Below are 24,519 nucleotides of genomic sequence, written 5' to 3'. Positions count from 1 at the left end.
CTGGCGCATTCGCCTCACCTGCTTCACCCGACTCAGCGGTCTCACCGTCGGGTGTAGCGTCCGAAAACTGACAGCGTGAAAGGACCCGGGGAATGGCTACAGTGGACTCCATGCGTACGCACCGCTCGATTCTGCGGGGCATCGTCGTGACCGCTGCCGCCGCAGGTGCAGCCGTGGCCGCGGTGCTGTTGCCCGCCACCGCCTCCGCCGACGCGACCGACGACTTCCCGATCCCGCGGCGCGTGATCCGCACCGACTGCAGTGCCGAGCAGATGCTGGCCGCCAGCCGTGACCTGTCGCCGATCTACTACGAGCGCTACATGATCGACATGCACAACAAACCGGTGCAGGTGCAGCAGGCCGCCATCGACAAGATGCACTGGTTCTTCTCGCTGAACCCCGATCAGCGCCGGGCCTACTCCGAGGAGCTGGCGACCAACTTCGCCGACCCGCTGACGGTGTCGTGGCCCAACCACGCCAAGATCTTCTTCAACAACAAGGGCGTCGTCGCCAAGTCGACCGAGGCCTGCAGTCAGTACCCGCGCGACGACATGTCGGTGTGGGACTGGGCCCCCAAGCCGTAACAGGAGACCGATGAACGGTTCCATCCGTCGAGTCATGCGGGTTCTGCTCGCTGCCGGCGCGGCGGGCGGCCTGCTGCTCGGGGCTCCGGGATCTCCTGCGGGCGCTCAACCTGCGGGGTTCCCCAATCTTGACGACTTCACCGCGGTCCCGGTGGACAACTACATCTCGACGGGCCCCAAGGGGCCGGGCCGCTGGGTGAACTTCTCCACGCCCTACAACGTCGCCTGCCAATTCGACGCCATTGACCCGCCGGCGGGATCGTCGCAAGCCATCATGTGCGACGGCGACATGCCCGGACTGGCCAACGCGCCGCTGGGCTCGGGCGCCCCGGTGCCGGGTGGCTGCGTGATCGGGACCGTGCGCTCCCAGGGTGCAGCGGGCCTGCGGCTGAACCGCGAATCGACCGGTTGCAGTCGCCAATTCTCCAACGGAGCCTTCTTGGGCGTCGGTCAGAAGCTGTCATACGGCAACGTCACCTGTGCGGTGGGCACCGACCAGCTCGTCGCCTGCCTGGACACCTCGCTGGGGCATCACGGATTCGTGCTGAGCCCGTCGGGCAGTTCTGCGTTCTAGCGGTTCTCGGGCCCACGGCCGCTACGGGTTGATGTTGAACGTGGTCGTGTAGGTCCGCGGGTGATAGGGCGGTGGCGGGGCATCGGGCCCGACCGGCCAGCCCGGCGGCGTCGGCCACGTGCTGACCCGCATCGTGACCTGTTCTTGCCCGTTGGGACGCGTCTCGACGTTGACGATGCTCGGCCCGTACGGGACGGCTGGCTGATTGCCGGGGCTCGGGATGAATCCGGGGCCGGTGAGGTCTTGTGCGGGGGCCTGGAGCAGGCCCTGGGGGCTGCCCGCGGTGACGCCCACGACTTGGCCGCCGTCGCTGGCGCTGGTCAACAGATACCCGCCCTGGGGCAGGGACACGATCTGATTCTCCCGGTTGGCGGGACCGAGATTATTGAAGGCGCCGACCTCGTGCAGGCTGTTCATCCAGGCATTGGGCGGGTCGCCGGCGGCGACGGGTGCCGACTGCCACAGGGCGCGCTGACCGTCCTGGCCGGCGTTCCCGACGATGACCATGGTTCCGGATGCGGGGTCGTAGACGCCGCTGGCTTGCGAGATGCCCACCTTGGTGTCCGAGCCGATCGGGGTGCCCATCAGCGGCCCCAAATCCGTTGCCGGATCGGCCAGGTTCTGCACCCGCGATTCCGGAGCGATGTAGTGGTCCGGTGAGGTGCCGGGCCCATAGGGCCGCACACTGTAGAACGCGTATTGCTGACCGTCGGGGCCGACGGCGGTGCCGGTCGGCAGTGCCCGGAATCCCTCGTCGACGGGGAACGGGTTGTCGATGTCGGGCTTACCGGGGATGTGCAGGCGGGGGTGGCCGTTCTCCGGGTCGCCGGTGATGACGATGCCGGTGCCCGGGATCGTCGCGCCCAGGTCGTAGGGCGAACCGTCCTGCTTCTCCCGCATCGGCGGGCTGCCCACGCCGGCGATGGTGGGGTTGTGCGGCGCTTGGGTTTCGTTGTCCACCAGTCGAATATGCGGATCCTGGCCGGGTGGGACGCCCTCGCCGCCCCCCAGCTTGTAGTGGTTGGTCAGGGTCTGCACCAGCTGCGTCCGGTGCCGGCTGTCTGCGGCGGCGTCAGAGACCACCCGCTGGATCTCGCGGGTCTTGGCGGTCAGGAATCGCTGGAACTGGCGGGAACCGGCGGGGGTGTCCAGGCCCGGCCAGGTGGCGGCCGATTCGCGGATCTCGGCCTCGATGGCGTCAAGGCGTTGCCGCGAACTCACCGTGTTCCGCACGGCCTGCTGCAAGATCGTCTGGAACTCTTTGTCGGCCGCTACCGATGCGGCCAGCCGGTTCGCGAGCGCCTCTTCACGCGCGCGAGCCGCATCGGCGAAAGCACCGAGGTTCTCGGCCATAGCGGACAGGGTAGCCGGGCCGGATTGGGCTTACAGGCCCTTTTTCGCCCGGCGCTTGCCGGACGGGCGCAGCTTGTCGTCGCCGGTTGCGGCCGGCTCGTCGGCTTCTTCGCTGGTCGACTCGGCGATCTCGGTGGCTTCCGTCTCGTCGACCGCGGTGACGTCAGCGTCAGCGTCGTCGGCTTCGTCGCCGGACTCTTCCTCGGAGTCCTCGGCGGACTCGGAGTCCTCGGAGTCCTCGGCCTTCGCGGCGCCGGACTTCTTGCCCCAGCGGCGCTCTTGCTTGGGCTGCTTTTCGGCCTTGGGCTTGATCGGTTTGGGCGGCGGCGGCGGCAGTTCGGCGACGAACGCCAGGTAGAACGCGCCGATCCCCAACAGGGCGATCGCGGCCGCCGCCCCGTAAATCCCGAACAGCCACACTCCGAAGCTGTCCAGCGACAACCAGATTTCGCTGACCGCGGTGCCGGCGATCAACGCGGCGGCCGCCAGGTGCGCCACGATGGAGCCGGTCCGCAGCGACAGCGCCAGTTGCGGGGTGCCGTACTCAGGCTTGCGGGCCTGCTTCAACACCGCTGCCACCGGCAGGGCCATTGCCGCGACCAACAGTCCGAGGAGGACTCGCAGCACGGTGCCCAGCACATGCGAACTGAAGCCGGTCAGCTCCCACCATCGCGGCAGGACAAAGAGGAAATACAGCAGGGCCGCGAGGGTCGAGAGCGACGCGTGCCAAACCGTGGCGACGGTACGACTCACGCCACCTCCAATGCTCGTCAGCTAGTGACTCAGGTGCGACCGGACCTTGAGCTTTCGGTCCGGCCACACCTGAATCGGGTGCGGAGGATAGGGGATTTGAACCCCTGAGGGCTATTAACCCAACCCGCGTTCCAGGCGAGCGCCATAGGCCACTAGGCGAATCCTCCGTCGGCAATGGTAGCGGAGTCTGTTGCGGGCCCCGCAGCGCCCGGCTTCGCCGCGCTCGCGACCACCGCTGTGCCCGATGGCGGCGGCCCGCAACGCCCGGCTTCGCCGCGCTCGCGACCACCGCTAGACTTGCCCGTGGACCCCGCGCGGCGTCCATCCTGTGAACTCCCCCAGGGCCGGAAGGCAGCAAGGGTCAATGGGCTCTGGCGGGTGCGCGGGGTCCCCTTATATGTCGGGCCTTCGCCGGCTGATTGCGCTTGATAAGGGACTTGAAAGGGACGTCGTGTCGCTGCATACCCTCAACCGTGCCGACCTGACCGCGCAATATGAGCGCTACCAGCGGGACTACGCCGACCTGCAGGCCAAGAAACTGTCGCTGGACCTCACCCGCGGTAAGCCGGCGCCCGAGCAGCTCGACCTGGCCAACGGCCTGCTGGCCCTGCCCGGCCCGGACGACTACCGCGGCGACGACGGCACCGACACCCGCAACTACGGCGGCCTGCACGGTCTGCCCGAGCTGCGGTCCATCTTCGGGGAGCTGCTCGGCATCGCGGTGCCCAACCTGATCGCCGGCAACAACGCGAGCCTCGAGTTCATGCACGACGTCGTCGTCTACTCGATGCTGCACGGCGGGGTGGACTCGCCGCGGCCGTGGGGGCAGGAGCCGGTCGTCAAGTTCCTGTGCCCGGTGCCCGGCTACGACCGGCATTTCGCGATCACCGAGACCCTGGGCATCGAGATGATCGGCGTCCCGATGCGCGAGGACGGCCCGGACGTCGACCTGATCGAAGAGCTCGTCGCCGCCGACCCGGCGATCAAGGGCATGTGGGCCGTGCCGGTGTTCGGCAACCCGACCGGCATCACCTACTCGTGGGAGACCGTGCGCCGGCTGGTGCAGATGAAGACCGCCGCACCCGACTTCCGGCTGTTCTGGGACAACGCCTACGCGGTGCACACCCTGACCACCGAGTTCCCCCACCAGATCGATGTGCTGGGGCTGGCCGCGGCCGCGGGCAACCCGAACCGGCCGTACGTGTTCGCCTCCACCTCGAAGATCACCTTCGCCGGCGCCGGCGTCAGCTTCTTCGGCGGCTCGCTGGGCAACATCGCCTGGTACCTGCAGTACGCCGGGAAGCGCTCGATCGGCCCGGACAAGGTCAACCAGCTGCGTCACCTGCGGTTCTTCGGCGACGCTGACGGCGTGCGGCTACACATGCGCCGCCACCAGGAGATCCTGGCGCCCAAGTTCGAGCTGGCCGCCGAAATCCTGGAGCGTCGCCTCGGCGACTCCAAGATCGCGTCGTGGACCGACCCCAAGGGCGGCTACTTCATCAGCCTGGACGTCTGGCCGGGCACCGCGCGCCGCACCGTCGCGCTGGCCAAAGACGCCGGTATCGCGGTCACTGAGGCCGGTGCGTCGTTCCCGTACCGCAAGGACCCCGACGACAAGAACATTCGGATCGCCCCGTCGTTCCCGTCCACCGAGGACTTGCGCAACGCCGTCGATGGTCTGGCCACCTGTGCGCTGCTGGCCGCTGCCGAGCACCTGCTGGGCTGACACATTGCGGAATTCGGCGTCGGTGTGGCCGTCGCCGAATAGAGTTTTTCGACAGTTAAGTCAGCAATCCCGTTGAATTGCCGGTGGAGGCGCGAGAAATGGCGATCAAGGTCGGTGCGTTCGGCTGCGCGGCGTTGGCGATGGGCCTCCTGGGTCTGGGCCAGTGTCCCGCCGCGCAGGCCGGGCCGGAACGGCCGGTCGAACCGCCGGCGGTGCAGGCGACAGACGCCGGCCCCGGCGAGGCAGACCCGTTGCCGCCGAGGGCCGCCGAACAACTCGATGCCTTCCGCAACGATGCCGCCGAGGGCGCACTGGGAAATCCGGTGACGTACGGCGACGGCCAGTGTTACCCGCTCGTGCAGCAATACATCCAGGCGCTGGGTCCATGGCGAAACAGAGATCCCAGCGGCAATGCCTTCGATCTCTACGAGCATTTCCCCACCAATGGCTTGGGTCAATACTTCGATCAGGTGCCGTTCGACGGTGGTCTGAATGGGCCGCGTGTCGGGGACGTCGTGGTCTATGGCCCTGGTGGGTTTGTCAGCGAACACGGGCATGCCGGGGTTGTCACGGCGGTGCGGGGCAGCGGCAGCCTGCTGCGCTATGAGGTCGCCGAACAGAACTCCGGCGGCCGGTTGTTCGTGACGCTGAACTGGCGCGACGTCGGCCCCATGTGGAACACGCTGGGGTATCTGCGCCCGAAGGCGTAGCGCTTCGCCTGCCGGGCCTGCACCGTCGTCGGGCCGAGCAAGTAACCTCCCTTGCGTGGCGCTCTACCGCAAATACCGGCCGGCAACCTTCGCCGAAGTGGTGGGGCAGGAGCACGTCACCGACCCCCTGTGCACCGCCTTGTCGGCGGGCCGGATCAACCACGCCTACCTGTTCTCCGGACCCCGCGGCTGCGGCAAGACATCGTCGGCGCGCATTCTGGCCCGATCGCTGAACTGTGCGCAGGGACCGACCCCGACACCGTGCGGAACGTGCGACTCGTGCGTGGCGTTGGCCCCCAACGGCCCGGGCAGCATCGACGTCGTCGAACTCGACGCGGCCAGCCACGGCGGGGTCGACGACACCCGTGATCTGCGGGATCGCGCTTTCTATGCGCCTGCCCAGTCGCGCTACCGCATCTTCATCATCGACGAAGCGCACATGGTGACCACCGCGGGTTTCAACGCGCTGCTCAAGATCGTTGAGGAGCCGCCGGACCACCTGATCTTCGTGTTCGCCACCACCGAGCCGGAGAAGGTGCTGCCGACCATCCGGTCGCGCACCCACCACTACCCGTTCCGACTGCTCGCGCCGCGAACCATGCGGGAGTTGATCGGCCGGATCTGTGAGCAGGAGAACGTCGCCGTCGACGACGCGGTGTATCCCCTGGTGATCCGGGCCGGTGGCGGCTCGCCGCGCGACACCCTCTCGGTGCTCGACCAGCTGCTTGCCGGCTCGGAGAAGGACGACACCGGGGTTGACCACGTCCACTATCAACGGGCACTGGGTCTGCTGGGAGCCACCGACGTCGCCCTGATCGACGAGGCGGTCGACGCCCTGGCCGCCGGGGACGCCGCATCGCTGTTCGGAGCGGTGGAGGCCGTCGTTGATGCCGGGCATGACCCGCGCCGGTTCGCCATCGACCTGCTGGAGCGGTTCCGGGACCTGATTGTGCTGCAGGCGGTCCCGGACGCGGTGGCCAAGGGCGTGGTCGACGCGCCGGAGGACATGTTGGACCGGATGCATGAGCAGGCCGCCCGGCTGGGCCCGGCCACCCTGGCCCGCTATGCCGAAGTGGTGCATGCCGGCCTCGGCGAGATGCGTGGTGCAACCGCTCCGCGGCTGCTGCTGGAGGTGGTGTGCGCCAGGCTGCTGTTGCCCTCGGCTGCCGACACCGAAGCCGCATGGCCTCCTCGTCGGCTGCGCCCGCTCAGGTCGACGTGGAATCGGCACGGCGCGCCGACGAGGAGGCCATGCTGGCCGAGGCTGCGGTGGACGCCGGCACCGGCGCCCCGCCCCGCCGCGACCCCGAAGAAGTGGCCCTGGAGTTGTTGCAGAACGAGTTGGGCGCCCGCCGGATCAGCGGCGACTGAAGGGGCTAGTTTTTTCTAGGGGGTCCACCAGGGTCGCAGCGGCAGGCCCCCATCCCCGCCCTGCTTGTCCACGTTGCCGGCCAGCACGTGGTGTAACTGACATTGGTTGCGCTCGAAGCCGATTACCGCCGCCGCCATGTACAGACCCCACACCTTGGCGCGGCCCAGGCCGACTTCGGCGACGACCTCGTCCCAGTGGTCCACCAGGTTCTGGCACCAGCCGCGCAGCGTCTTGGCGTAGTGGAGCCGGAAGTCCTCCTCGTGCAGGACCTCGAGACCGGTCTGCTGGATCTCGGCGGTGATGCTTCCCACGCCGGTGATCTCGCCGTCAGGAAAGACGTACCGGTCGGTGAAGGGGTCGCCCCGGTAGATTGAATTGTCCGCCGTTGTGATGCAGTGGTTGAGCAGCAGGCCACCGGTGCGCAGTTTCGATTTGAGGAAGCTGAAGTAGGACGGGTAGTTCTTCACCCCGATGTGCTCAGTCATGCCGATCGACGAGACGGCGTCGAACCCGGTCTCTCGCACGTCCCGGTAGTCGCAGTGCCGGACTTCGGCGAATTCGGAGAGCCCTTCATCGGCGATCGCCTGCTGCGCCCAGGCGACCTGCTCGGCAGCCAGGGTGGCGCCGAGTGCATGCACGCCGCGGCGCGCGGCGTAGCGCACCATGCCGCCCCAGCCGCAGCCCACGTCGAGCAAGCGGTCGCCCGGCTGCAGGCGCAGCTTGTCGAAGATCAGCCGGTACTTGTTCTCCTGGGCTTCTTCCAGCGTCGCGTCGGCGGTCGGGTAGATCGCGCAGGTGTAGGTCATCGACGGGCCCAGCACCCATTCGTAGAACGTGTTCGACACGTCGTAGTGGTGATGAATCGCGTCTGCGTCCCGAGACTTGCTGTGCCGCAGCCCGCTGGCGTTGCGACGCCATTTAGGTGGCGCCTCCTCCGGGGGCGGTGCGACCGGCTTGAGATTCCGCAGCCCGATGGAACGGACGATGTTGGCCAGCTCGCGCGGCGACGGGCGTTTGAACTCCAGATCCGCCATGGCGTTGAGCACCTCGTAGGGATTTCCCGGATGCACGCCACGCAGTTCCAAGTCACCCGAGACGTAGGCCCGGGCTATGCCGAGTTGGCCCAGTGACGTGGCCAGATAAGCGGTGGCCCGCGGAGTCAGCAGATCGACGCCCAGTTCCGCGTCGCTGGGCCCGACGCTGCTGCCGTCGTAGGCAGAGACCTTCAGCGGTGGCTGGCCCCCGCCGGCCAGCAGCACCAGAATCTCGGCCAACCCCAGCTTGCCGTTCGCGGTGGTCTGGGTTCTTTCGGTGAGTGTTTTGGACGTCATGGTGTACCCCCCTTGTCCAGTTGCGGATAACCGCCCGGGCGCCACCTCAAACACGCGTAACGTTGCACCCCAATGGGCGAGATGACCGAAGCAACCACCTGCGCGATCGTCGGTGGCGGACCGGCAGGCATGGTTCTCGGGTTGTTGCTGGCCCGGGCCGGTGTGCAGGTGACGCTGCTGGAGAAGCATGCCGACTTCCTGCGTGATTTCCGTGGCGACACCGTGCACCCCACCACCCTGCGACTGCTCGATGAGCTCGGGCTCTGGGAGCGCTTCGCGACCCTGGCGCACAGTGAGATTCACCAGGTCAGCCTCGACGTGGCCGGCCGCGACGTCACCGTGGTCGACTTCGGCCGGCTGCGCCGCCAGCCGCATCCCTACGTCGCGATGGTGCCGCAGTGGGACCTGCTCGACCTGCTCGCCGAGTCCGCGCGGACCGAGCCGACGTTCACCTTGCGGATGCAGACCGAAGTCACCGGGCTGCTGCACGAGGACGGTCGGGTAGCCGGAGTGCGCTACCGCGGCGCCGAGGGCACCGGCGAACTGCGCGCCGATCTCACCGTGGCCTGCGACGGGCGCTGGTCGGTCGCGCGGCACGAGGCCGGCTTGCACTCGCGCGAGTTTCCGGTGAACTTCGATGTCTGGTGGTTCCGCCTGCCGAACGACCGCGCCGCCCAGCCCACGCTGCTGCCTCGGCTCGGTCCGGGCCGCGCCGCGATCATGATTCCCCGCGAGGGCTACTTCCAGGTCGCCTACCTCGGGCGCAAGGGCACGGACGCGGACAAGCGGGCGCGCGGTATCGAGGCGTTCCGCCGTGACGTGGTGGAGCTCATTCCAGAGGCGGCGGATTCGGTGGAGGCGCTGCGGACGATGGACGACGTCAAACACCTTGATGTGCGCCTTAATCGGTTGCGGCACTGGAGCATTGACGGGCTACTGTGCATCGGAGACGCGGCGCATGCCATGTCGCCGGTGGGTGGCGTCGGCATCAATCTGGCGGTGCAGGACGCGGTGGCTGCTGCGACCATCCTGGCCGAGCCGCTACGGCAAGGGCGGGTGACGGGTCGGGATCTGGCTGCCGTGCAGCGACGCCGGGAGCTACCCACCGTCGTCACTCAAACGGTTCAGCGGACGGCGCACCGAGCGCTGAACCCGATCCTGCGCGGCAAGAACCTCGATCCACCGGCGAGCGTGGGCACCCTGTTCGCGATGTTGCCGTGGTTGTCGGCGATTCCGGCCTACCTGGTCGGTGTGGGGGTGCGCCCCGAGCGTGCCCCGGCCTTCGCGCGTCGCCAACGCCATTGAAGAGGCGCTAGGGCCGATTGCGGCGACCCGCGGCGCCCGGCTTCGCCGCGCTTGCGATCGCCGCTAAGGCCGCCACCACGGCCGCAGCGGCAGCCCGGCCCCGCCGCCGTTGACTGCCAGCGCATGATGGAGCTGAATCGCGTTGTGCTCGAAGCCCAATCGGGAACCGGCCATGTACAGGCCCCACACCTTGGCGGTGGCCAGCCCGACCTCGGCGACGGCCTCGTCCCAGCGCGCCACCAGGTTGGCGCACCAATCGCGCAGGGTCAGTTCGTAGTGGTTGCGCAGGTTCTCGGTGTGCAGCACCTCCAGGCCGGCGTCCTGGATCTCGCTGATGATGCGGCCCGATCCGGCCAGCTCCCCGTCCGGGAACACATAGCGGTCGATGAAATCGCCGGCGGTCGCACTGGATTTGTTGTCCGCCCGGGTGATGCAGTGGTTGAGCAGCAGGCCGCCGGGACGCAGCTTGGACTTGAGGAAATCGAAATAGGCGGGGGAGTTGGCCACGCCGATGTGTTCGGTCATCCCGATCGAGGAGACCGCCTCGAATCCGGATTCGCCGACGTCGCGGTAATCGCAGTGCCGCACCTCGGCCCGGTCGGCCAGGCCGGCGTCGGCGATCACGCGCTGTGCCCACTGGGCCTGCTCGGCTGACAGCGTCGCACCGATGGCGCGCACCCCGTGTCGGGCCGCGTAGCGCACCATGCCACCCCAGCCGCAGCCCACGTCGAGCAGCCGGTCACCGGGTTCTAGGCGTAGCTTGTCGAAGATCAGCCGGTACTTGTTCTCCTGGGCCTGCTCCAGCGTCGCATCCGGAGATGGGTACACCGCGCAGGTGTAAGTCATCGACGGCCCCAGCACCCACTCGTAGAAGTCGTTGGACACGTCGTAGTGGTGGTGAATCGCCTCGGCATCCCGAGACTTGCTGTGCCGCAGTCCTTCCGCGACGCGCCGCCACCGGGGCAGGGCCTCTTGGGGCGGCGGGGCGATCGGCACCAGATGCTCGAACCCGATCGAGCGCACGATGTTGGCCAGCACCCGCGGTGAGGGCCGCTTGAAGTGCAGCTCGTCGGCAAGGGCTTTGAGTAGCCGATAGGGATCGCCTGGGTGCACGCCGTGCAGCCCCAGGTCGCCGGAGATGTAGGCGCGGGCCATCCCCAAGTCACCCGGAGCGGTGGCCAGATAGGTGGTGCCGCGCGGGGTCAGCAGGTCCAGGCCCAGGGGCGCGTCGTCGGGGCCGGTGCTGCTGCCGTCATAGGCGGTGAAGCGCAGCGGCAGATGACCGTCAGTGGCCAGGGTCTCCAACACCTGGGCCAGGCTCAGCCTGCCGGTGTGGGTCTGCACCTTGTAGGTGGTCATCGTCGTCGCACCGCCTTGGCGTAGAGGTCTAGTAGCCGCGAGTCGGGGTCGTAAGTCTTCTTGATCCGCCGGTAGGTTTCACCGCCGTAGAGGTCGTCAAACTCCGCGGCCGTGTAATAGGAGTCGGAGTACAGCGACTTGTGGCCGTCGAGTTCGCTGACCTCGGCCTCGATCAGGCGATTGGTGGCTCCCTCGGTGGCGCCGGCCGGGACCGACGACCAGAACCCGACGTTGACGTAGGTGCGATTCGGCCGGATGGGGTACAGCGGCCACTCCTCGTCGCCGCGCAGCCGCAGCGGGCATAACCACACCGGCTCGATCGGCACGTGGGCGAAGAACCAGTCCAAGAATTCCCCGCACCGCTCCAGCGGGACCTCGATGTCCTGCACCACGCGCTCACGTGGTGGGCGGTGATTCCGCTTCTCGATCCGGTCGGCGATGGCGAAGCGCTGGTCGTAGGCGATCAGCTTCGAATAGACACTGCTGCGCCGATAGCGCCGCGGCCACCACCGCCGCACCTGGGGCCGCTGCGCCCCGAACGCGCGCGAACACCAGAACCAGTCGGTGTCCCAGCGCCATAGGTAGTCGTGGATGGTCAGCCGGTCGTCTTTGATCCCGTGGGCATGCCGGATCGAGCGGTAGTAGATCTGCTGGCCGGTGTAGTCGCTGACGGCGCCGGGAGAATCGGTCGCGATACCGACACACAGGTAGCTCTCCCGGGGGCTGAACACCACCCCGTCGAGGTAGTCCACCGGGACGCCTTCAAGCCCGCCGGTGTCGATGATGCGATCCATCGTCGACACCAGCTCGTCGAGGGAATCGAAGCGGACGTGCCGCAACGCCACGAAGGGCTTGACGGCTTCCAGCTCGATTCGCAGTCGCGTCGCATATCCCAGCGTGCCATAGGAATTCGGAAACGCGTGGAACAGATCCTCATGCTGGTCGCGCGATACCGTCAGCAGTTCGCCACTGCCGGTGAGCACGTCCATCTCCAGCACCGACTCGTGGGGAAGCCCATTGCGGAACGACGCCGACTCGATTCCCAGGCCGCTGACCGCACCACCCACCGTGATCGTCTTGAGCTGCGGGACCACCAACGGCGCCAGACCGTACGGGAGGGTGGCGGCGACCAGGGCCTCGTAGGTGCACATGCCGTCGACGTCGGCGGTGCGGTTCTCCGGGTCGATGGCGATGACGCTCACCAGGCCCGAGGTGTCCAGGCCGGGTGCCTGGCGCTTGGCGCGCGCCCGAAACAGGTTGGAGGTGGGTTTGGCCAGCCGGATCGATTCGTCGGCGGGGATGTTCCGGTAGCTGTCCAGCAGGCGCTGCACCCCCCGCTTGTGGGATGTCGGTATATCGGCCGGCCGAACGGACATCACCTCCCACGCTAACGGTGGATCGGCGGATCTGCACGCAACGGCGCAGCGCGTCAGGGCAGCTGGGTTTGACTGCTCAGGAAACTGGCGATGCCGCGCGCTACCGCGTCGGCGTAGCGCTGGCGGCCCGCCGGACTCTCCATCAGGGCTGCGTCGGTGGTGTTTTTCATATTGCCCAGCTCGACCAGGACCGACGGGTATTCGGCCAGGTTGAGCCCGGCAAGGTCGGCGCGCCCCTTCAAGCCGTCGGTGCCGATGTAGTTGGCCGGGGGAATGCCCGCGGCCTGCAACTGGCTACGCATGACCTGGGCGAACCGTACTGCCGGGCCCTCCTGGGCCGGGTTCAGCGGAGGTGCGGAGTAGTTGACGTGGAATCCGCGGCCGGCGGGCTGGCCGCCGTCGGCGTGAATGGACACGATGGCGTTGGGGTGCAGTGCATTGGCCGCCGCGGCGCGGGCGTCGATGCACGGGGCCGGCCCGTTGTCGTCGCCTCTGGACATGGCGGTGCGGACCCCGGCGGAGTTGAGGGCTTGGCGGATCCGCAGCGTGGTGTCCCAGGCGAAGCTGTGCTCGGGGTAGCCGGAGTTGGTCGCGGTGCCGCTGGTCTGGCAGTTTTTGGTGCCGCCGCGGCCGTTGGGCACCTGACGTGACAGGGCGGTGGGGTCGCCCGCGCCGCTGTGTCCGGGGTCGAGGAACACGATCATGCCGGCGATGTTGGCGGGGGCGGCCGAAGCCAAGGGAGTCAGCGGGGCGCTCGGTATCGCGGCGGCCACCACCAGGGCGGTGGTGATCGCGATACCGACACGGACAAGAACTGGTACGCGCACGCCGCCAACGTAGGCCGGGGCCGACTACGCTGGAAATCTCACACGCACCGGGTCTCGGAGCTGAAACCAAGCCGCAACCCAGTCGAGACCACGCACACGACAACGCAAGGGGAGTGTCATGCAACCAGGAGGCCCGCCCGACATGTCGGCGCTGCTGGCCCAGGCTCAGCAGATGCAGCAGCGACTGCTGCAGGCGCAGCAGGAGCTGGCCGTCACCGAGGTGCACGGGGAGGCCGGCGGAGGCCTGGTCAAGGTCACCTCCAACGGCAGCGGCGAGGTGCTCGCGGTGCAGATCGACCCGAAGGTCGTCGACCCATCCGACATCGAGACCCTGCAGGACCTGCTCGTGGGAGCGCTCGCGGACGCCTCGAAGAAGGCGCACACGCTGGCCCAGCAGCGGCTGTCGCCGCTGGCCGGCGGCATGGGCGGCGCGCTCGGCATGCCGGGAGCCTAGGTGTTTGAGGGTCCGGTTCAGGACCTGATCGACGAGCTGGGCAAGCTGCCGGGTATCGGCCCCAAGAGCGCCCAGCGGATCGCGTTTCATTTGCTGTCGGTGGAGCCGCCGGAGATCGACCGGCTCACCGCGGTGCTCACCAAGGTCCGCGATGGGGTGCGGTTCTGCGAGGTGTGCGGCAACGTCTCCGACGCGCAGCGCTGCCGGATCTGCGGTGATGCGCGCCGCGACTTCGCCCAGATCTGTGTTGTCGAGGAGCCCAAGGACGTCGCGGCCATCGAGCGCACCCGGGAGTTCCACGGCCGCTACCACGTGCTCGGTGGCGCGCTGGATCCGCTGTCGGGGATCGGCCCCGAGCAACTGCGGGTGCGTGAGCTGCTGAATCGGGTCGGGGAGCGGATCGATGGGGTTGACGTCAGTGAGGTGATCATCGCCACCGACCCCAACACCGAGGGTGAGGCCACCGCCACCTACTTGGTGCGGGTGCTGCGCGACATTCCCGGGCTCAGCGTCACGCGCCTGGCGTCCGGTTTGCCGATGGGCGGTGACCTGGAATTCGCCGACGAGCTGACGTTAGGCCGGGCCTTTACCGGCCGCCGCGCCATGGCCTGATTTCTTTCCCCGCGAGATCGCACTCACGCAGGTGTCTTCTCGAACTTTTCCTGCGTGAATGCAATCTCGCGGCACACCGCTGCCCCTAGACCGGTTGCAGCACCTCGGCGATCGCCACCCCGGCGGCGATCCCGGCACGGGCCGTCCGCACCTTTTCCGGGATGCCCGCGCCCACCACGCCGACCAGGACCCCGTCACGCTCGTAGTAGGCCAGGAACCGGCGGCCGTCATCCTCGACCAGGTGCACGGTGTCGCCGGCCCGCGGCCGGCCTAGGCACTGAATCTTGACGTCGTACTGGTCGCTCCAGAAATAGGGCACGCCCGGGCTCGCCACCGCCTCCAGGTTCAGCATCGCCGCCACCAGGGTCTTCGCCTGATCGGCAACGTTGCTCCAGTGCTCGACCCGGATCTGGGCCCCGCCGCCGTCGCGCCAGGACGCCACATCGCCGATCGCCCACACATCGGGGGCGCTGGTACGTCCGACCGCGTCGCAGACGACGCCGTCTGCCACGTCGATGTCGCTGCCGGTCAGCCAGTCGCTGGCCGGGCGCGACCCGATCCCAACCACCACGAGGTCGGCCTCGATGACCGACCCGTCGGACAGCGTCACCGACTCGACGCATTCGCCGCCGGAGACCGAGTCCACCGTCACGCCGGTGCGCACGTCGACGTCCTCATCGCGGTGCAGCCGGGCGATCAAGACCCCGGCCTGCTCGCCCAGCACGCCGGCCAGGGGTGCGGTCTGCGGCTCCACCAGCACCACCTGCACGCCCATGCCGCGCAGACTGGCGGTGACCTCGCAGCCGATGAAACCGGCGCCGATCACCACCGCGCGGCGTGCGGTCGCCGCCCGATCGCGAAGGGCCACACAGTCGTCGAGCGAGCGCAGCACGCAGATGCCGTCCAGGTCACCGAACGCCGCGATGCGATTGGGCACCAGGCCGGTGGCGATCACCAGCTGGTCGTAGCCGAGCACCTGTCCGTCGGCCAACTCCACACGGTGGCCCGCCACATCGACGGTGCGGGCGGGGCAGCCGAGGCGCAAGATGATCTGGTTGTCCTCGTAGAACCCGGCCGGCTTGAGTGCCACGCTCTCGACCTCACCGCGCAGCATCTGCTTGGACAGCGGCGGGCGATCGTAGGGCGGGTGCGCTTCGGCGCCGACGACGGTGATCGGATCGGTGTAGCCGTTGCGGCGGAGCTGTTCGGCGGTGCGCACCGCGGCCAGGCCCGCCCCGACGATGAGCACTCCGCTCACGGCCGGACCACTTCCACCATCTCGAAGTCGGCTTTCGCGGCGCCGCAGTCCGGGCAGCTCCAGTCCTCACCGATGTCGGCCCAGCGGGTGCCGGGCTCGATGCCGTCCTCCGGCCAACCCAGCGCCTCGTCGTATTCGAAGCCGCACTGCAGGCACCGGAACAGTTTGTAGTCGTTCATCAGTTCGCTCCTGTCGGTTGAAAATCCAGCTTTTCGCGGACCGCACAGTCCGGGCAGGTCCAGTCGTCGGGGATCTGCTGCCAGAGGGTGCCGGCGCTGAACCCCTCTCGGGGCTCCCCGGTGGCCTCGTCGTAGACGTACCCGCAGCCCGGGCACCCGTACCCGGCCATCAGGCCGCCGCCTGGTAGCGGGCCAGGATCTTCTCCCGGCGGCGCGGCGAGATGTTGGCCCGGGTGATGTCACCGGCGTAGTGCTCGAGCACCCGGTGGTCCATCAGCTTGCGCCACACCGTCGGGAAGTAGGTCACCCCGATCAGGGCGCCGTAGCCGGCCGGCAGGTTCGGCGAGTCCTCGAAGCTGCGCAGCGTCTGGTAGCGCCGGGTGGGGTTGGCGTGGTGGTCGCTGTGCCGCTGCAGGTGGTAGAGGAACAGGTTGGTGACCATGTGGTCGGAGTTCCAGCTGTGCTGCGGTGTGCAGCGCTCGTAGCGGCCTTGCGAACCCTCACCGCCCTGCTTCTGGCGGACCAGCCCGTAGTGCTCCAGGTAGTTCACCGACTCCAGCAGCGACGATCCGTAGATGGCGTTGATCAACACGTAGGGCAGCAGCGCGACCCCGAACACCGCGATCATCACGCCCCAGAACAACACCGACATCGCCAACGCGTTGACCACGTCGTTGTCCGCCCACGTCCGCGGGTTCCACGGGCTCTTGCCGGTCCGGCGGACCCGCTGGGACTCCAGCTCCCACGCCGATCGGATACCGCCGAAAGTGCTGCGCGGCAGGAACTCCCAGAACGTCTCGCCGAAGCGGGCCGACGCCGGGTCCTCGGGGGTGGCCACCCGGACGTGGTGGCCGCGGTTGTGCTCGACGTAGAAGTGGCCGTAGCAGACCTGGGCCAGGGTGATCTTGGCCAGCCACCGCTCCAGCGACTCCCGCTTGTGGCCCAGCTCGTGGGCGGTGTTGATGCCGACCCCGGCCACGGTCGCGGTGGTCAGTGCCACCCCGATCTTGCCCAGCCAGCCCAGCGAACCGTCGAACCCGAGCCAGCCCAGGTCCGAGGCGGTGAACAGGTAGGCGCCGAAAATCGCGCTGGCGTACTGGAAGGGAATGTAGGCGTAGGTGGCGTAGCGGTAGTACTTGTCGTTCTCCAGTGCCGCCATCACCTCATCCGGCGGGTTCTGCCCGTCGGCGCCGATCCAGAGGTCCAGTGCCGGCAGCAGCACGTAGAGCAGGATCGGCCCGATGTACAGCGGCAGTTGCGCCGCGGTGTGCAGTTCGGCCTTGTTCAGTGCCCAGACCAGCGGCAGTACCAGGAACAGCATGGTGGGCACGATCAGGCCCAGCAGCCATAGGTGACGTTTCTTGTCCTGCCAGAGTTTCGGTTCGCTGGCCATCTCGGTGCTCATTGCATTTAACCCCTCGTCTTGGTCACACCATGTGTTTTCGGATGTGCCTGACGTTAGGGAGCGCCGCGGCCTCGCCGCTCGTCCCGCGCGGCCGGAATTCGGCCGGCTATTCGTCCTGCGAAGACAACACGGCAGCGCCGTACCACTGACACAGCAGCAGGGCGATCTCCACGTCCAGGCGATCGTCGGCGATCGGGCGGCCGCGGCGTTCGATCGCCCGCTGCACCCGGTACTTCATCGTGTTGACGTGAAAGTGCAGTTGCTCGCCGGCCGCCTTGAAGCTCGATCCGGTCCGCAGGAACACCCGCAGGGTGTCGCGCAGCCGGCCGTCGCTGTCGGTCGCGCAGGCCAGTGGGCCGAGCACCTCGGCGACCCAGGTCCGCGCGGCGGACAGGTTCTCGGCGCCGAGCAGTGCCGCCGCCGACAGGCCGGGGTCGCTGGCCGCGCTGACCCGCACCGAGCCGGAGGCGACCGCCAGGGTGTGCGCCGCCAGCGCCTGCTGATGCGATCGGCGGAAGCCCTCGACGCCGGGGAGCGGATCACCGATCGCCACCCACGGCTTGTCGTCCGCGGTGAGCGCGCAGGCTCGGATCTGTTCCACCACATCGTCCCCGGCGCCCGAGGGCAGCGGAAGCCACGCCCACCCGGTGGTGCTGTCGGCCGGGACGAACAGTGGCGCCCCGTGCACCGGCAGCGTCTCGGCGAGCTGCTTGACGAAACCTTCCGCGGCGGCCAGCCGGTCGCCGGCCGAATCGGGATACCACACCACGATCCCGGCGTGGGTTCGCCGCAGCGGGTAGCGGATCGCGGTCGTCATCGCGTCGACGTCCAGGCTCTCGTCGGCAAGGATGTCGCGGACCCGCAACGCGCGCACCGCATTTCGACTTTCCAGCCAGCGTTCCCGCTCGGCCTGGTAGACGGTCGACACCTGCTGCGACATCTCGTCGATATAGCCGAACATGAGTTCCGACATGGTGCCGAGCACGCGCAGGGCCAGGTCGGGTTCCAGCTGCGCCGAACGGATCTCCGCCAGCACCAGCTGCAGCGCCACCGAGTGGCCCAGCCGGTAGCCGCGCACCAATGCGTTGACCGGCACCCCGCGCTGCGCCAGCCGGCGGGCATGTTCCAGGGCGACCGGCGGTGCGGCGATGTCAGCCACCGGAATGTTGTGGCGGATCGCCGAGAAGTACGTCTCGACGTTCGCCGACACGGTCTCGTGCAGCAGCTGCAGCAGCGACGAATCGCTGGTCAGGTCCGGCGATTCCTTGGCGACCAGATCCTCGATGACCCCGATGGTCTCGGCCAGGCGATCGTAGAGCCGTTGCGAGATCCCGATCGCGGCTTGGGCAACGTCGCTCTGATCGGTCATGGTCGCAAACGTAGTCAGACTCGCCGGGGCGCAGCCAGTCTTTCGCGGCGCAACATATCCACTTCCGGCAACTCCAGGGGCGCCAGGTCGCCGACCACCTTCGACAGCAGCAGATCGGCCAGCTCCGGGTTGCGGGCCAGGCACGGCCCGTGCAGATAGGTGGCGACGACGCTGCCCTGCACCGCGCCGTCGAACCCGTCGCCGGCCTTGTTGCCGGCGCCCTGGGTGACCGCGCTCAGCGGCGCGGCATCCGGTCCCAGCACGGTGCCGCCGCGGTGGTTCTCGAAGCCCGTCAGCGGCGCCGACAGCCCCGCCAGCAGCGGCGTGGCGACCACCTCGCCGATGGTGCGCGACTCCTGCGGCGAGGTCGTCACGTCCAGCAACCCGACCCCCTCGACGCGCTCGCCGGCGGAGGTCTCATACCACTGCCCGAGCACCTGGATGGCCGCGCAGATCGCCAGCACGGGGGCTCCGCGCTCGGCCGCGCGCTGCAAACCCGGGTGGGTGATCAGGTGCCGGGTGGCCAGTCGCTGGGCGTAGTCCTCGGCGCCGCCCAGGGTGTAGAGGTCCAAGGACTCGGGCACCGGTTCGGCCAGGGTGATCTCGACGATCTCGGCGGCAATCCCGCGCAGCAGCAGTCGCTGCCGCAGCACCACCGCGTTGCCGCCGTCACCATAGGTGCCCATCACGTCGGGCAGCACCAGCCCGATCCGTACGGTCATGCCAACCTCCGCTGCAGCGCCAGGAACGCGGTGTAGTTGGCGACCACCTCGACCCGCCCGGGCGGGCAGGACCCGATCGCCTCCAGGGTGTCGTGCACCAGGGTGTGCTCGACGCCGGCGTAGCCCAGCCGCACCGCCAGGTCGGTGCCGCGCTCGCCGGCGGCCACCACGGCGGTGTCCTCGAAATGCTCGAAGCGCACGTCCCACAGCCAGGACAGGTCTTCGCCGTCGGGCACCTGCCCGTTGACGGCGATCACCACGCCTGCGGCGTGCTTGTCGACCATCGACAGTGCTTCCTGCCAGCCGGCCGGGTTCTTGGCCAGCAGCATCCGCACCGTGTGATCGCCCACCTGCACGCTGGTGCCGCGGTTGACGGTGCCGGGCAGTGCCAGCTGCATCGGCAGCACCAGACCGTCCGGCCCGTACAGCGCGTCGTCGTCGAACCACCACTGCGGGGCGGGCCGGCTGAACTCGCTACCGGTGGAGCGCCAGTGGCCCTCGTGGCGGTCGATCACCTCGCCGCTGCGCGGGCAACTGACCGAGTCGCCCGACCAGCCGCCGCCGGCGGCCACCCAGACCACGTTGGGACAGTCGTAGGCGGCCGAGGTCATCAGTACGTCGTCGCAGTTGGCGACCACCACGGTCTGCGGATGACGGGCCAGGCCGGTGCGCAGCGCGCGCTCCACGGCATTGATTTCGCCGACCCGGTCCAGCTGGTCCCGGGACAGGTTGAGCAGCACCACCACGGCCGGCGATACCGCATCGGCGACGTGCGGGACATGCATCTCGTCGACTTCCAGGGCCGCCAACCCGGCGGTCCGGTCGGCGGCCAGCGCCGCCACCAGCCCGGCGTCCATGTTGGCGCCCTCGGAGTTGGTGGCCACCGCGCCCAGGTCGTGCAGCGCGGCCGCGAGCATGCGGGTGGTGGTCGATTTGCCGTTGGTGCCCGTGACGATGGCGGTGCGCCGTCCCGCGCCGAGCTGACGCAGGATGGATCTGTCGAGGGTCATCGCGATCAGACCGCCGATCATCGCGCCGGCGCCGCGGCCGGTCACCCGCGAAGCCCACCGGGCACTGGCACCGGCGGCCAGCGCCAGGCGTCCACGGGCGGTGATCATGGCGTGAGTTTAAGTTGACGACACGGCTGGGCGGCGTCCGGAGTTCGTCGGCGGCGCGTGCCATCCTCGTCACATGAGTGCTCGGTGGGGCCGCCCGGCCCGCGAACCCGGCGACGGCTGGGTCGTGGTCGATGTGGAGACGTCGGGGTTTCGGCCCGGGCAGGCGCGGGTGCTCAGCGTCGCCGCGCTGGCACTCGACTCCGATGGTCGGGTAGAGCAGTCGGTGTCGCACCTGGTCAACCCGGGCACCGACCCGGGCCCCACTCATGTGCACGGGCTCACCGCCGAGATGCTGGCCGGACAACCGCAGTTCGCCGATGTCGTCGACGAGGTTGTCGCACTGTTGCCGGGGCGCACCCTGGTGGCCCACAACGTGGCGTTCGATTACACGTTCCTGGCCGCCGAAGCGGAGATGGCCGGTGCCGTGCTGCCCGTCGATTCGGTGATGTGCACCCTGGAACTTGCGCGACGGTTGGACCTGGGCCTGCCCAACCTGCGGTTGCAGACGCTGGCCGCGCATTGGGGCGTCGTTCAGACTCGGGCGCACGACGCACTCGATGACGCTCGGGTGCTGGCCGGGGTGCTGCAGCCTGCCCTGCAGCGGGCCCGGGAGCGTGACGTGTGGTTGCCGGTGCGGCCGGTGACCCGGCGCCGCTGGCCCAACGGCCGGATCACCCACGAGGAACTACGGCCGCTGAAGGCGCTGGCGTCGCGGATGCCGTGCGCCTACCTCAATCCGGGCCGCTACATGCGGGGACGTCCGTTGGTGCAGGGCATGCGGGTGGCGCTGTCGGCAGAGTGCACCCGCACCCATGAAGAGCTCGTCGAACGCATCCTGCACGCCGGACTGGCCTACAGTGACGTCGTCGACACCAACACCTCGCTGGTGATCTGCAATGCGGACCGCCCCGAGCAGGGCAAGGGCTACCTGGCTCGCGAGCTGGGTGTGCCGACGGTCTCCGACCATGACTTCATGGCGTGCGTTGACCGGGTGGGCGGGGTCGTCGGAGGCACCGACATCGAGGAGTTCGTCGACACCGCGTCGGCCGGCGAGCAGATCTCGCTGTTTTAACGCGTCGCCGCGACGCGGAATGTCCCAATTTGGGACACGGACAGGTGAACGGAAGCCGTCATGCTGTTAACCGTGACGAAACATTTGGGGTCGGCGGGACAGCGATGACCACCGCTGTGCGCGAAGACCGGACACCCGCCGAAGTGACCCCGCTGGCAGGGCGGGCTCGCCGGAGCGCGTCGAACCCCGCTCACCGGCGGGATTCCGCGATGCTTGACGAGGTTGTGGAGAACGGACCAAGCCTCGCCGGCCAACTTGCCGGGCTCGCTGCCCGGCTCAGCATTCGCCCCATCCTGGCGATCGGCAGTCAGCTGCCGAAGGCGCCGTGGCCATGGGGCCTGGTGGACCACGCTGCCCGGGTCGTCCCCTCCGCCCCGGGCAGCGTTCACCGCACGGTTCGGTTGCCGCGCTGCACGGCACGGTTGGTCCGCGCCGCCGGTGTGCTGCCCGCGGACGGCACCCGGCGCGTCGTGTTGTACCTGCACGGCGGCGCTTTCTTGATGGGTGGAGCCAACACCCATGACCGGCTGGTCACCACGCTGTCGAAGTACGCGGACAGCCCGGCATTGGTGGTCAATTACCGGACGATCCCGAAACACTCGGTCGGCGCCGCGATCGACGACTGCTACGACGGATACCAGTGGCTGCGTGGCCAGGGGTATGCGCCGGACCAGATCGTGCTGGCCGGTGACTCCGCCGGAGGTTACCTGGCGCTGGCGCTGGCGGTACGGCTCCTTGATGAAGCGGAACAGCCCGCGGCCCTGGTCTGCATGTCGCCGCTGACCCAGATCGCCAAGGCATCTCGGGGTACGCACTCCAACAGCGGCACTGATGCGATGTTCCCGGCCAAGGCCTTCGACGCGCTGGTCGAGCTGATCACTCACGCCGCCGAGCGCCGCAGCGCCGACGGCGTCCCGGAGGAGGTCTTCGAACCACTGGACCACATCGAATCCGGGATGTGTCCCACCCTGATCCACGTCTCCGGCGCCGAGGCCATGTTGCAGGACGCCAAGCTGGTTGCGCATAGCCTGGCCGGTGTCGGCGTTCCGGTCCAGCTGCGGGTGTGGCCAGGCCAGATGCACGTGTTCCAGATCGCCGGCCCGGTGGTGCCGGAGGCCACCCGCTCGCTGCGCCAGATCGGCGCGTACATCCGTGAAGTGACTGATTGGGTGACCGTCCCCGGCGCAGTCGAGAACCTCGTGGTGGAACTTCCGCTATGACCGTCTCGGAGAGTTAGGTGGTGATGCCGTAGGTCTTCAACTTCCGGTACAGGCTTGAACGCGACATACCAAGGTGCGCCGCGGCCGCTACCCGGCTGCCGTCCGCCTGGTTCAGTGCCGCGACAATGGCGTCGCGTTCGATGACTTCGAGCTGGGTCAGGGCGCGGCGGGCGACGCTTTGGCAGTACCCGGGCAGGTCGGTGTCGGTGATCTCACCGATCTGGCGTTGACGAAGGGCATGCACCAGGGCTTCCCGCAGTTGAGCGATGTTGCCCGGCCACGAATATCGGCCGATGAGCCGGTGCGCCGCCGGACTGAGCCGCACCTTGCGTTCGGGTGCGATCCCGCGCAGCAGTGCGGCGGTGATGCCCGGCAGATCATCGGTGCGATATCGCAGCGGCGGCACCGTGATCGCGGTATCAAAATGGCCCAGCAGCTCACCGAACTCCGGTGTCGAGCCGGACGGGTCCTGCGCCACCGTGGCGACCATCCATCCGGGCGAATCGAGTGATTCTGCCGCGGTGAAATATGCGTTCAGCGCTGCGATGCCGGCCGGGCCGGCCTGATCCAGGTCACGCGCGATATGCAGAGTGGGTTCGCCCGGACCGCTGGGCACCGGGCTCGCCGTGCCGAGCGCCGCGAGTTGTTCGGCGTCGACCGTGACGCTGCGAGCGCCGGGATAGGCCGACTGAAAAAGCTGCGTCGCGAGGGTGAACTTGCCCGCTCCGGGCTCGCCGGCCAGGAGCACCGGCGTGTTGTTCTCCAGCGCCTCCCGCAGTTCGTCGCATGCTCGCACCCACGCCGGCGCGCGCCCGCCGGCCAGCGATTCGTGCGAGCCAAAGACTGCGGTCACCCCGAGCGGCAGCAACCCCGGCTCGGCGGATTCCCCAGCGGATCCGGCGCTCCGAGATGTCGCCGGTTCGGCGATCACCAGCATGCCGGCGACCTCCGCGCCCGCGAAGACACGGGTTCCGCGGATCCGCACGAGGCGTTGGCTGCCCGGCAGTACGAGGGTGTCGCTGGCGCGTTCTTTACGGGCCAACAGGAAGGTCGCGTGGTCGCGGAGTACCTGTTGTTCCCCGGCGTCGAACAATTGCTGGGCGGCGGGGCTGGCGATCAACAGCGCGGCACCGAAGGCGAAGACCGCCGCCCGGGCCGACCGGGCGGTGACGCGTAGATAGGCGTCGAAGACGGCCTGTTGGGTCTGGCTGCGGTCGAGCAGCAGGTTGCGGCTGATCTCCTTCGCGGCGTTCTTGACCAGGACGTGCATGACCGGGTTCCACCCTTGGGCGAGTGAGGCGATTGCGACGACGCCCTCGACCCGCCCGGTCACCGAGTCGAGGATCGGAGCGCCGCTCGCGGCGAAGATCTCCAGGCTTTCGCTGAAATGCTCAGGCCCGACGATGCTGGCGGCTTGGCCCGACTCGAAGACGGTTCCGGCGCCGTTGGTGCCCACGGCCGCCTCCGAGAAGTCGAATCCGGGCGCGTACTGGACTCGGTCGAACAGTCGAGTGGCCGCGGATGAGGAGTCGATCCGTTGGACCACGCGCACCCGGCGGTCGGTCAATCCGATGGCCAGCGGCGGGTCGGCCATGGCGGTGTCGTTCCCCAACTGTTCCAGCACCGGCCGCGCGCAGCGCGCCAACAGCGAATCGGTGTCGATCTCATCGGTGAACGTGCTGATGGGTCGGACGAGATCGACGCCGGCATCCCGGCTGCGCTCCCACGAAGCGACAACCAGGTCGGACACCCCCGCGACGCTTGACCTGCCGTGTTCCAGGAATGCCATGCGGGCGGCGGCAGCCCTCAGCAGGGGGTTGTCATCCCCGGACATCGCCTC

General features: G+C 68.5%; 24 protein-coding genes, 1 tRNA gene and 1 other RNA gene. 11 read left to right on the top strand and 15 right to left on the bottom strand.

Annotated features, from left to right (window positions below; all coding sequences use genetic code 11):
- Positions 1-110: 110 nt before the first annotated feature.
- On the top strand, positions 111-584 hold the full coding sequence (locus tag BN4346_RS44480) for a DUF5078 domain-containing protein (protein WP_407695158.1): 474 nt from the start codon (positions 111-113) through the stop codon (positions 582-584).
- Positions 585-594: 10 nt separating this feature from the next.
- Entirely contained in the window at positions 595-1,158 is a 564-nt protein-coding gene (locus BN4346_RS44475) for a hypothetical protein (RefSeq protein ID WP_067976661.1), read from the top strand.
- Positions 1,159-1,179: 21 nt separating this feature from the next.
- Here BN4346_RS44475 and BN4346_RS47900 read toward each other — a convergent pair whose 3' ends face one another.
- From BN4346_RS47900 to BN4346_RS44460, 3 genes are all read right to left on the bottom strand, one after another.
- Positions 1,180-2,511 (bottom strand): DUF4226 domain-containing protein, encoded by a 1,332-nt coding sequence (locus BN4346_RS47900; protein ID WP_067976660.1) that lies wholly within the window; start codon positions 2,509-2,511, stop codon positions 1,180-1,182.
- A gap of 30 nt (positions 2,512-2,541) precedes the next feature.
- The gene (locus BN4346_RS44465) at positions 2,542-3,264 is read right to left on the bottom strand and encodes a hypothetical protein (protein WP_067976659.1); all 723 of its coding nucleotides are present in this window, start codon (positions 3,262-3,264) and stop codon (positions 2,542-2,544) included.
- An 81-nt stretch (positions 3,265-3,345) separates the two neighbouring features.
- A tRNA-Ser gene (locus tag BN4346_RS44460) sits at positions 3,346-3,431 on the bottom strand.
- Positions 3,432-3,566: 135 nt separating this feature from the next.
- Here BN4346_RS44460 and ffs point away from each other — a divergent pair.
- From ffs to BN4346_RS44440, 4 genes are all read left to right on the top strand, one after another.
- An RNA gene (gene ffs / locus BN4346_RS44455) (signal recognition particle sRNA small type) lies at positions 3,567-3,661 on the top strand.
- Entirely contained in the window at positions 3,662-4,990 is a 1,329-nt protein-coding gene (locus BN4346_RS44450) for an aminotransferase class I/II-fold pyridoxal phosphate-dependent enzyme (protein ID WP_407695157.1), read from the top strand.
- 98 nt (positions 4,991-5,088) lie between these two features.
- Positions 5,089-5,700, top strand: coding sequence for a CHAP domain-containing protein (locus BN4346_RS44445; RefSeq protein WP_067976701.1), 612 nt, complete (start codon positions 5,089-5,091; stop codon positions 5,698-5,700).
- A gap of 55 nt (positions 5,701-5,755) precedes the next feature.
- Positions 5,756-7,090 (top strand): DNA polymerase III subunits gamma/tau, encoded by a 1,335-nt coding sequence (locus BN4346_RS44440; RefSeq protein WP_235653792.1) that lies wholly within the window; start codon positions 5,756-5,758, stop codon positions 7,088-7,090.
- Here the strand turns inward: BN4346_RS44440 and BN4346_RS44435 are convergent.
- Positions 7,087-8,403, bottom strand: coding sequence for a class I SAM-dependent methyltransferase (locus tag BN4346_RS44435; RefSeq protein WP_067976657.1), 1,317 nt, complete (start codon positions 8,401-8,403; stop codon positions 7,087-7,089). The genes BN4346_RS44440 and BN4346_RS44435 overlap by 4 nt on opposite strands.
- An 81-nt stretch (positions 8,404-8,484) precedes the next feature.
- Here BN4346_RS44435 and BN4346_RS44430 point away from each other — a divergent pair, with 81 nt between their 5' ends.
- Positions 8,485-9,708: an FAD-dependent oxidoreductase gene (locus BN4346_RS44430; protein WP_078058844.1), complete on the top strand. Its 1,224-nt coding sequence runs from the start codon at positions 8,485-8,487 to the stop codon at positions 9,706-9,708.
- Positions 9,709-9,771: 63 nt separating this feature from the next.
- Here BN4346_RS44430 and BN4346_RS44425 read toward each other — a convergent pair whose 3' ends face one another.
- Genes BN4346_RS44425 through BN4346_RS44415 form a run of 3 tightly spaced genes read right to left on the bottom strand, consistent with a single transcriptional unit; the run spans position 9,772 to position 13,270 of the window.
- Positions 9,772-11,067, bottom strand: a complete 1,296-nt coding sequence (locus BN4346_RS44425; protein WP_067976656.1) for a class I SAM-dependent methyltransferase — start codon at positions 11,065-11,067, stop codon at positions 9,772-9,774.
- The gene (locus tag BN4346_RS44420; protein ID WP_067976655.1) at positions 11,064-12,443 is read right to left on the bottom strand and encodes an FAD-binding oxidoreductase; all 1,380 of its coding nucleotides are present in this window, start codon (positions 12,441-12,443) and stop codon (positions 11,064-11,066) included. Before BN4346_RS44420 ends, BN4346_RS44425 begins: the two co-directional genes overlap by 4 nt.
- A gap of 53 nt (positions 12,444-12,496) precedes the next feature.
- A complete protein-coding gene (locus tag BN4346_RS44415) occupies positions 12,497-13,270 on the bottom strand; it encodes an Rv3717 family N-acetylmuramoyl-L-alanine amidase (RefSeq protein ID WP_096867742.1) in 774 nt (257 codons plus the stop codon).
- A 118-nt stretch (positions 13,271-13,388) separates the two neighbouring features.
- Here BN4346_RS44415 and BN4346_RS44410 point away from each other — a divergent pair, with 118 nt between their 5' ends.
- The gene (locus BN4346_RS44410) at positions 13,389-13,724 is read left to right on the top strand and encodes a YbaB/EbfC family nucleoid-associated protein (RefSeq protein WP_067976653.1); all 336 of its coding nucleotides are present in this window, start codon (positions 13,389-13,391) and stop codon (positions 13,722-13,724) included.
- Positions 13,725-14,336, top strand: a complete 612-nt coding sequence (recR, locus tag BN4346_RS44405) for a recombination mediator RecR (RefSeq protein WP_067976651.1) — start codon at positions 13,725-13,727, stop codon at positions 14,334-14,336.
- Positions 14,337-14,421: 85 nt separating this feature from the next.
- Here recR and BN4346_RS44400 read toward each other — a convergent pair whose 3' ends face one another.
- The 7 genes from BN4346_RS44400 to BN4346_RS44370 form a co-directional block, all read right to left on the bottom strand.
- On the bottom strand, positions 14,422-15,594 hold the full coding sequence (locus BN4346_RS44400; RefSeq protein WP_078058840.1) for an NAD(P)/FAD-dependent oxidoreductase: 1,173 nt from the start codon (positions 15,592-15,594) through the stop codon (positions 14,422-14,424).
- Positions 15,591-15,773 (bottom strand): rubredoxin, encoded by a 183-nt coding sequence (locus tag BN4346_RS44395; protein ID WP_067976648.1) that lies wholly within the window; start codon positions 15,771-15,773, stop codon positions 15,591-15,593. The genes BN4346_RS44400 and BN4346_RS44395 overlap by 4 nt, the downstream gene beginning before the upstream one ends.
- Positions 15,773-15,943 carry a rubredoxin gene (locus BN4346_RS44390; RefSeq protein WP_067976646.1) on the bottom strand — a complete coding sequence of 57 codons (171 nt, stop codon included), beginning with the start codon at positions 15,941-15,943 and terminating at the stop codon, positions 15,773-15,775. The genes BN4346_RS44395 and BN4346_RS44390 overlap by 1 nt, the downstream gene beginning before the upstream one ends.
- Positions 15,943-17,178 (bottom strand): alkane 1-monooxygenase, encoded by a 1,236-nt coding sequence (locus tag BN4346_RS44385; RefSeq protein WP_067976644.1) that lies wholly within the window; start codon positions 17,176-17,178, stop codon positions 15,943-15,945. The genes BN4346_RS44390 and BN4346_RS44385 overlap by 1 nt, the downstream gene beginning before the upstream one ends.
- Before the next feature lie 106 nt (positions 17,179-17,284).
- The gene (locus BN4346_RS44380; RefSeq protein ID WP_067976642.1) at positions 17,285-18,547 is read right to left on the bottom strand and encodes a PucR family transcriptional regulator; all 1,263 of its coding nucleotides are present in this window, start codon (positions 18,545-18,547) and stop codon (positions 17,285-17,287) included.
- Positions 18,548-18,561: 14 nt separating this feature from the next.
- Positions 18,562-19,269, bottom strand: a complete 708-nt coding sequence (locus tag BN4346_RS44375; protein ID WP_067976640.1) for a type 1 glutamine amidotransferase — start codon at positions 19,267-19,269, stop codon at positions 18,562-18,564.
- Positions 19,266-20,387, bottom strand: a complete 1,122-nt coding sequence (locus BN4346_RS44370) for a Mur ligase family protein (protein WP_067976639.1) — start codon at positions 20,385-20,387, stop codon at positions 19,266-19,268. Before BN4346_RS44370 ends, BN4346_RS44375 begins: the two co-directional genes overlap by 4 nt.
- A 73-nt stretch (positions 20,388-20,460) precedes the next feature.
- Between BN4346_RS44370 and BN4346_RS44365 the strand changes: the two genes are divergently transcribed.
- Entirely contained in the window at positions 20,461-21,459 is a 999-nt protein-coding gene (locus BN4346_RS44365; RefSeq protein ID WP_067976637.1) for a DEDDh family exonuclease, read from the top strand.
- A gap of 104 nt (positions 21,460-21,563) precedes the next feature.
- The gene (locus BN4346_RS44360; protein ID WP_067976636.1) at positions 21,564-22,679 is read left to right on the top strand and encodes an alpha/beta hydrolase fold domain-containing protein; all 1,116 of its coding nucleotides are present in this window, start codon (positions 21,564-21,566) and stop codon (positions 22,677-22,679) included.
- 13 nt (positions 22,680-22,692) lie between these two features.
- Here the strand turns inward: BN4346_RS44360 and BN4346_RS44355 are convergent, their stop codons facing one another.
- On the bottom strand, positions 22,693-24,513 hold the full coding sequence (locus tag BN4346_RS44355) for a sigma-54-dependent Fis family transcriptional regulator (protein ID WP_067976634.1): 1,821 nt from the start codon (positions 24,511-24,513) through the stop codon (positions 22,693-22,695).
- Positions 24,514-24,519 lie beyond the last annotated feature (6 nt).

This window comes from Mycolicibacter icosiumassiliensis (assembly GCF_900078685.2).
GTDB lineage: Bacteria > Actinomycetota > Actinomycetes > Mycobacteriales > Mycobacteriaceae > Mycobacterium > Mycobacterium icosiumassiliensis.
This window is presented reverse-complemented; position numbering and strand designations above follow the sequence as displayed.

Bases quoted from the DNA above. Each gene is read 5' to 3' on its own strand.
- BN4346_RS44480 (WP_407695158.1), top strand. From the start codon at position 111: ATGCGTACGCACCGCTCGATTCTGCGGGGCATCGTCGTGACCGCTGCC.
- BN4346_RS44475 (WP_067976661.1), top strand. From the start codon at position 595: ATGAACGGTTCCATCCGTCGAGTCATGCGGGTTCTGCTCGCTGCCGGC.
- BN4346_RS47900 (WP_067976660.1), bottom strand. From the start codon at position 2,511: ATGGCCGAGAACCTCGGTGCTTTCGCCGATGCGGCTCGCGCGCGTGAA.
- BN4346_RS44450 (WP_407695157.1), top strand. From the start codon at position 3,662: ATGTCGGGCCTTCGCCGGCTGATTGCGCTTGATAAGGGACTTGAAAGG.
- BN4346_RS44445 (WP_067976701.1), top strand. From the start codon at position 5,089: ATGGCGATCAAGGTCGGTGCGTTCGGCTGCGCGGCGTTGGCGATGGGC.
- BN4346_RS44435 (WP_067976657.1), bottom strand. From the start codon at position 8,403: ATGACGTCCAAAACACTCACCGAAAGAACCCAGACCACCGCGAACGGC.
- BN4346_RS44430 (WP_078058844.1), top strand. From the start codon at position 8,485: ATGACCGAAGCAACCACCTGCGCGATCGTCGGTGGCGGACCGGCAGGC.
- BN4346_RS44425 (WP_067976656.1), bottom strand. From the start codon at position 11,067: ATGACCACCTACAAGGTGCAGACCCACACCGGCAGGCTGAGCCTGGCC.
- BN4346_RS44420 (WP_067976655.1), bottom strand. From the start codon at position 12,443: ATGTCCGTTCGGCCGGCCGATATACCGACATCCCACAAGCGGGGGGTG.
- BN4346_RS44410 (WP_067976653.1), top strand. From the start codon at position 13,389: ATGCAACCAGGAGGCCCGCCCGACATGTCGGCGCTGCTGGCCCAGGCT.
- BN4346_RS44395 (WP_067976648.1), bottom strand. From the start codon at position 15,773: ATGAACGACTACAAACTGTTCCGGTGCCTGCAGTGCGGCTTCGAATAC.
- BN4346_RS44390 (WP_067976646.1), bottom strand. From the start codon at position 15,943: ATGGCCGGGTACGGGTGCCCGGGCTGCGGGTACGTCTACGACGAGGCC.
- BN4346_RS44385 (WP_067976644.1), bottom strand. From the start codon at position 17,178: ATGAGCACCGAGATGGCCAGCGAACCGAAACTCTGGCAGGACAAGAAA.
- BN4346_RS44380 (WP_067976642.1), bottom strand. From the start codon at position 18,547: ATGACCGATCAGAGCGACGTTGCCCAAGCCGCGATCGGGATCTCGCAA.
- BN4346_RS44375 (WP_067976640.1), bottom strand. From the start codon at position 19,269: ATGACCGTACGGATCGGGCTGGTGCTGCCCGACGTGATGGGCACCTAT.
- BN4346_RS44370 (WP_067976639.1), bottom strand. From the start codon at position 20,387: ATGATCACCGCCCGTGGACGCCTGGCGCTGGCCGCCGGTGCCAGTGCC.
- BN4346_RS44365 (WP_067976637.1), top strand. From the start codon at position 20,461: ATGAGTGCTCGGTGGGGCCGCCCGGCCCGCGAACCCGGCGACGGCTGG.
- BN4346_RS44360 (WP_067976636.1), top strand. From the start codon at position 21,564: ATGACCACCGCTGTGCGCGAAGACCGGACACCCGCCGAAGTGACCCCG.
- BN4346_RS44355 (WP_067976634.1), bottom strand. From the start codon at position 24,513: ATGTCCGGGGATGACAACCCCCTGCTGAGGGCTGCCGCCGCCCGCATG.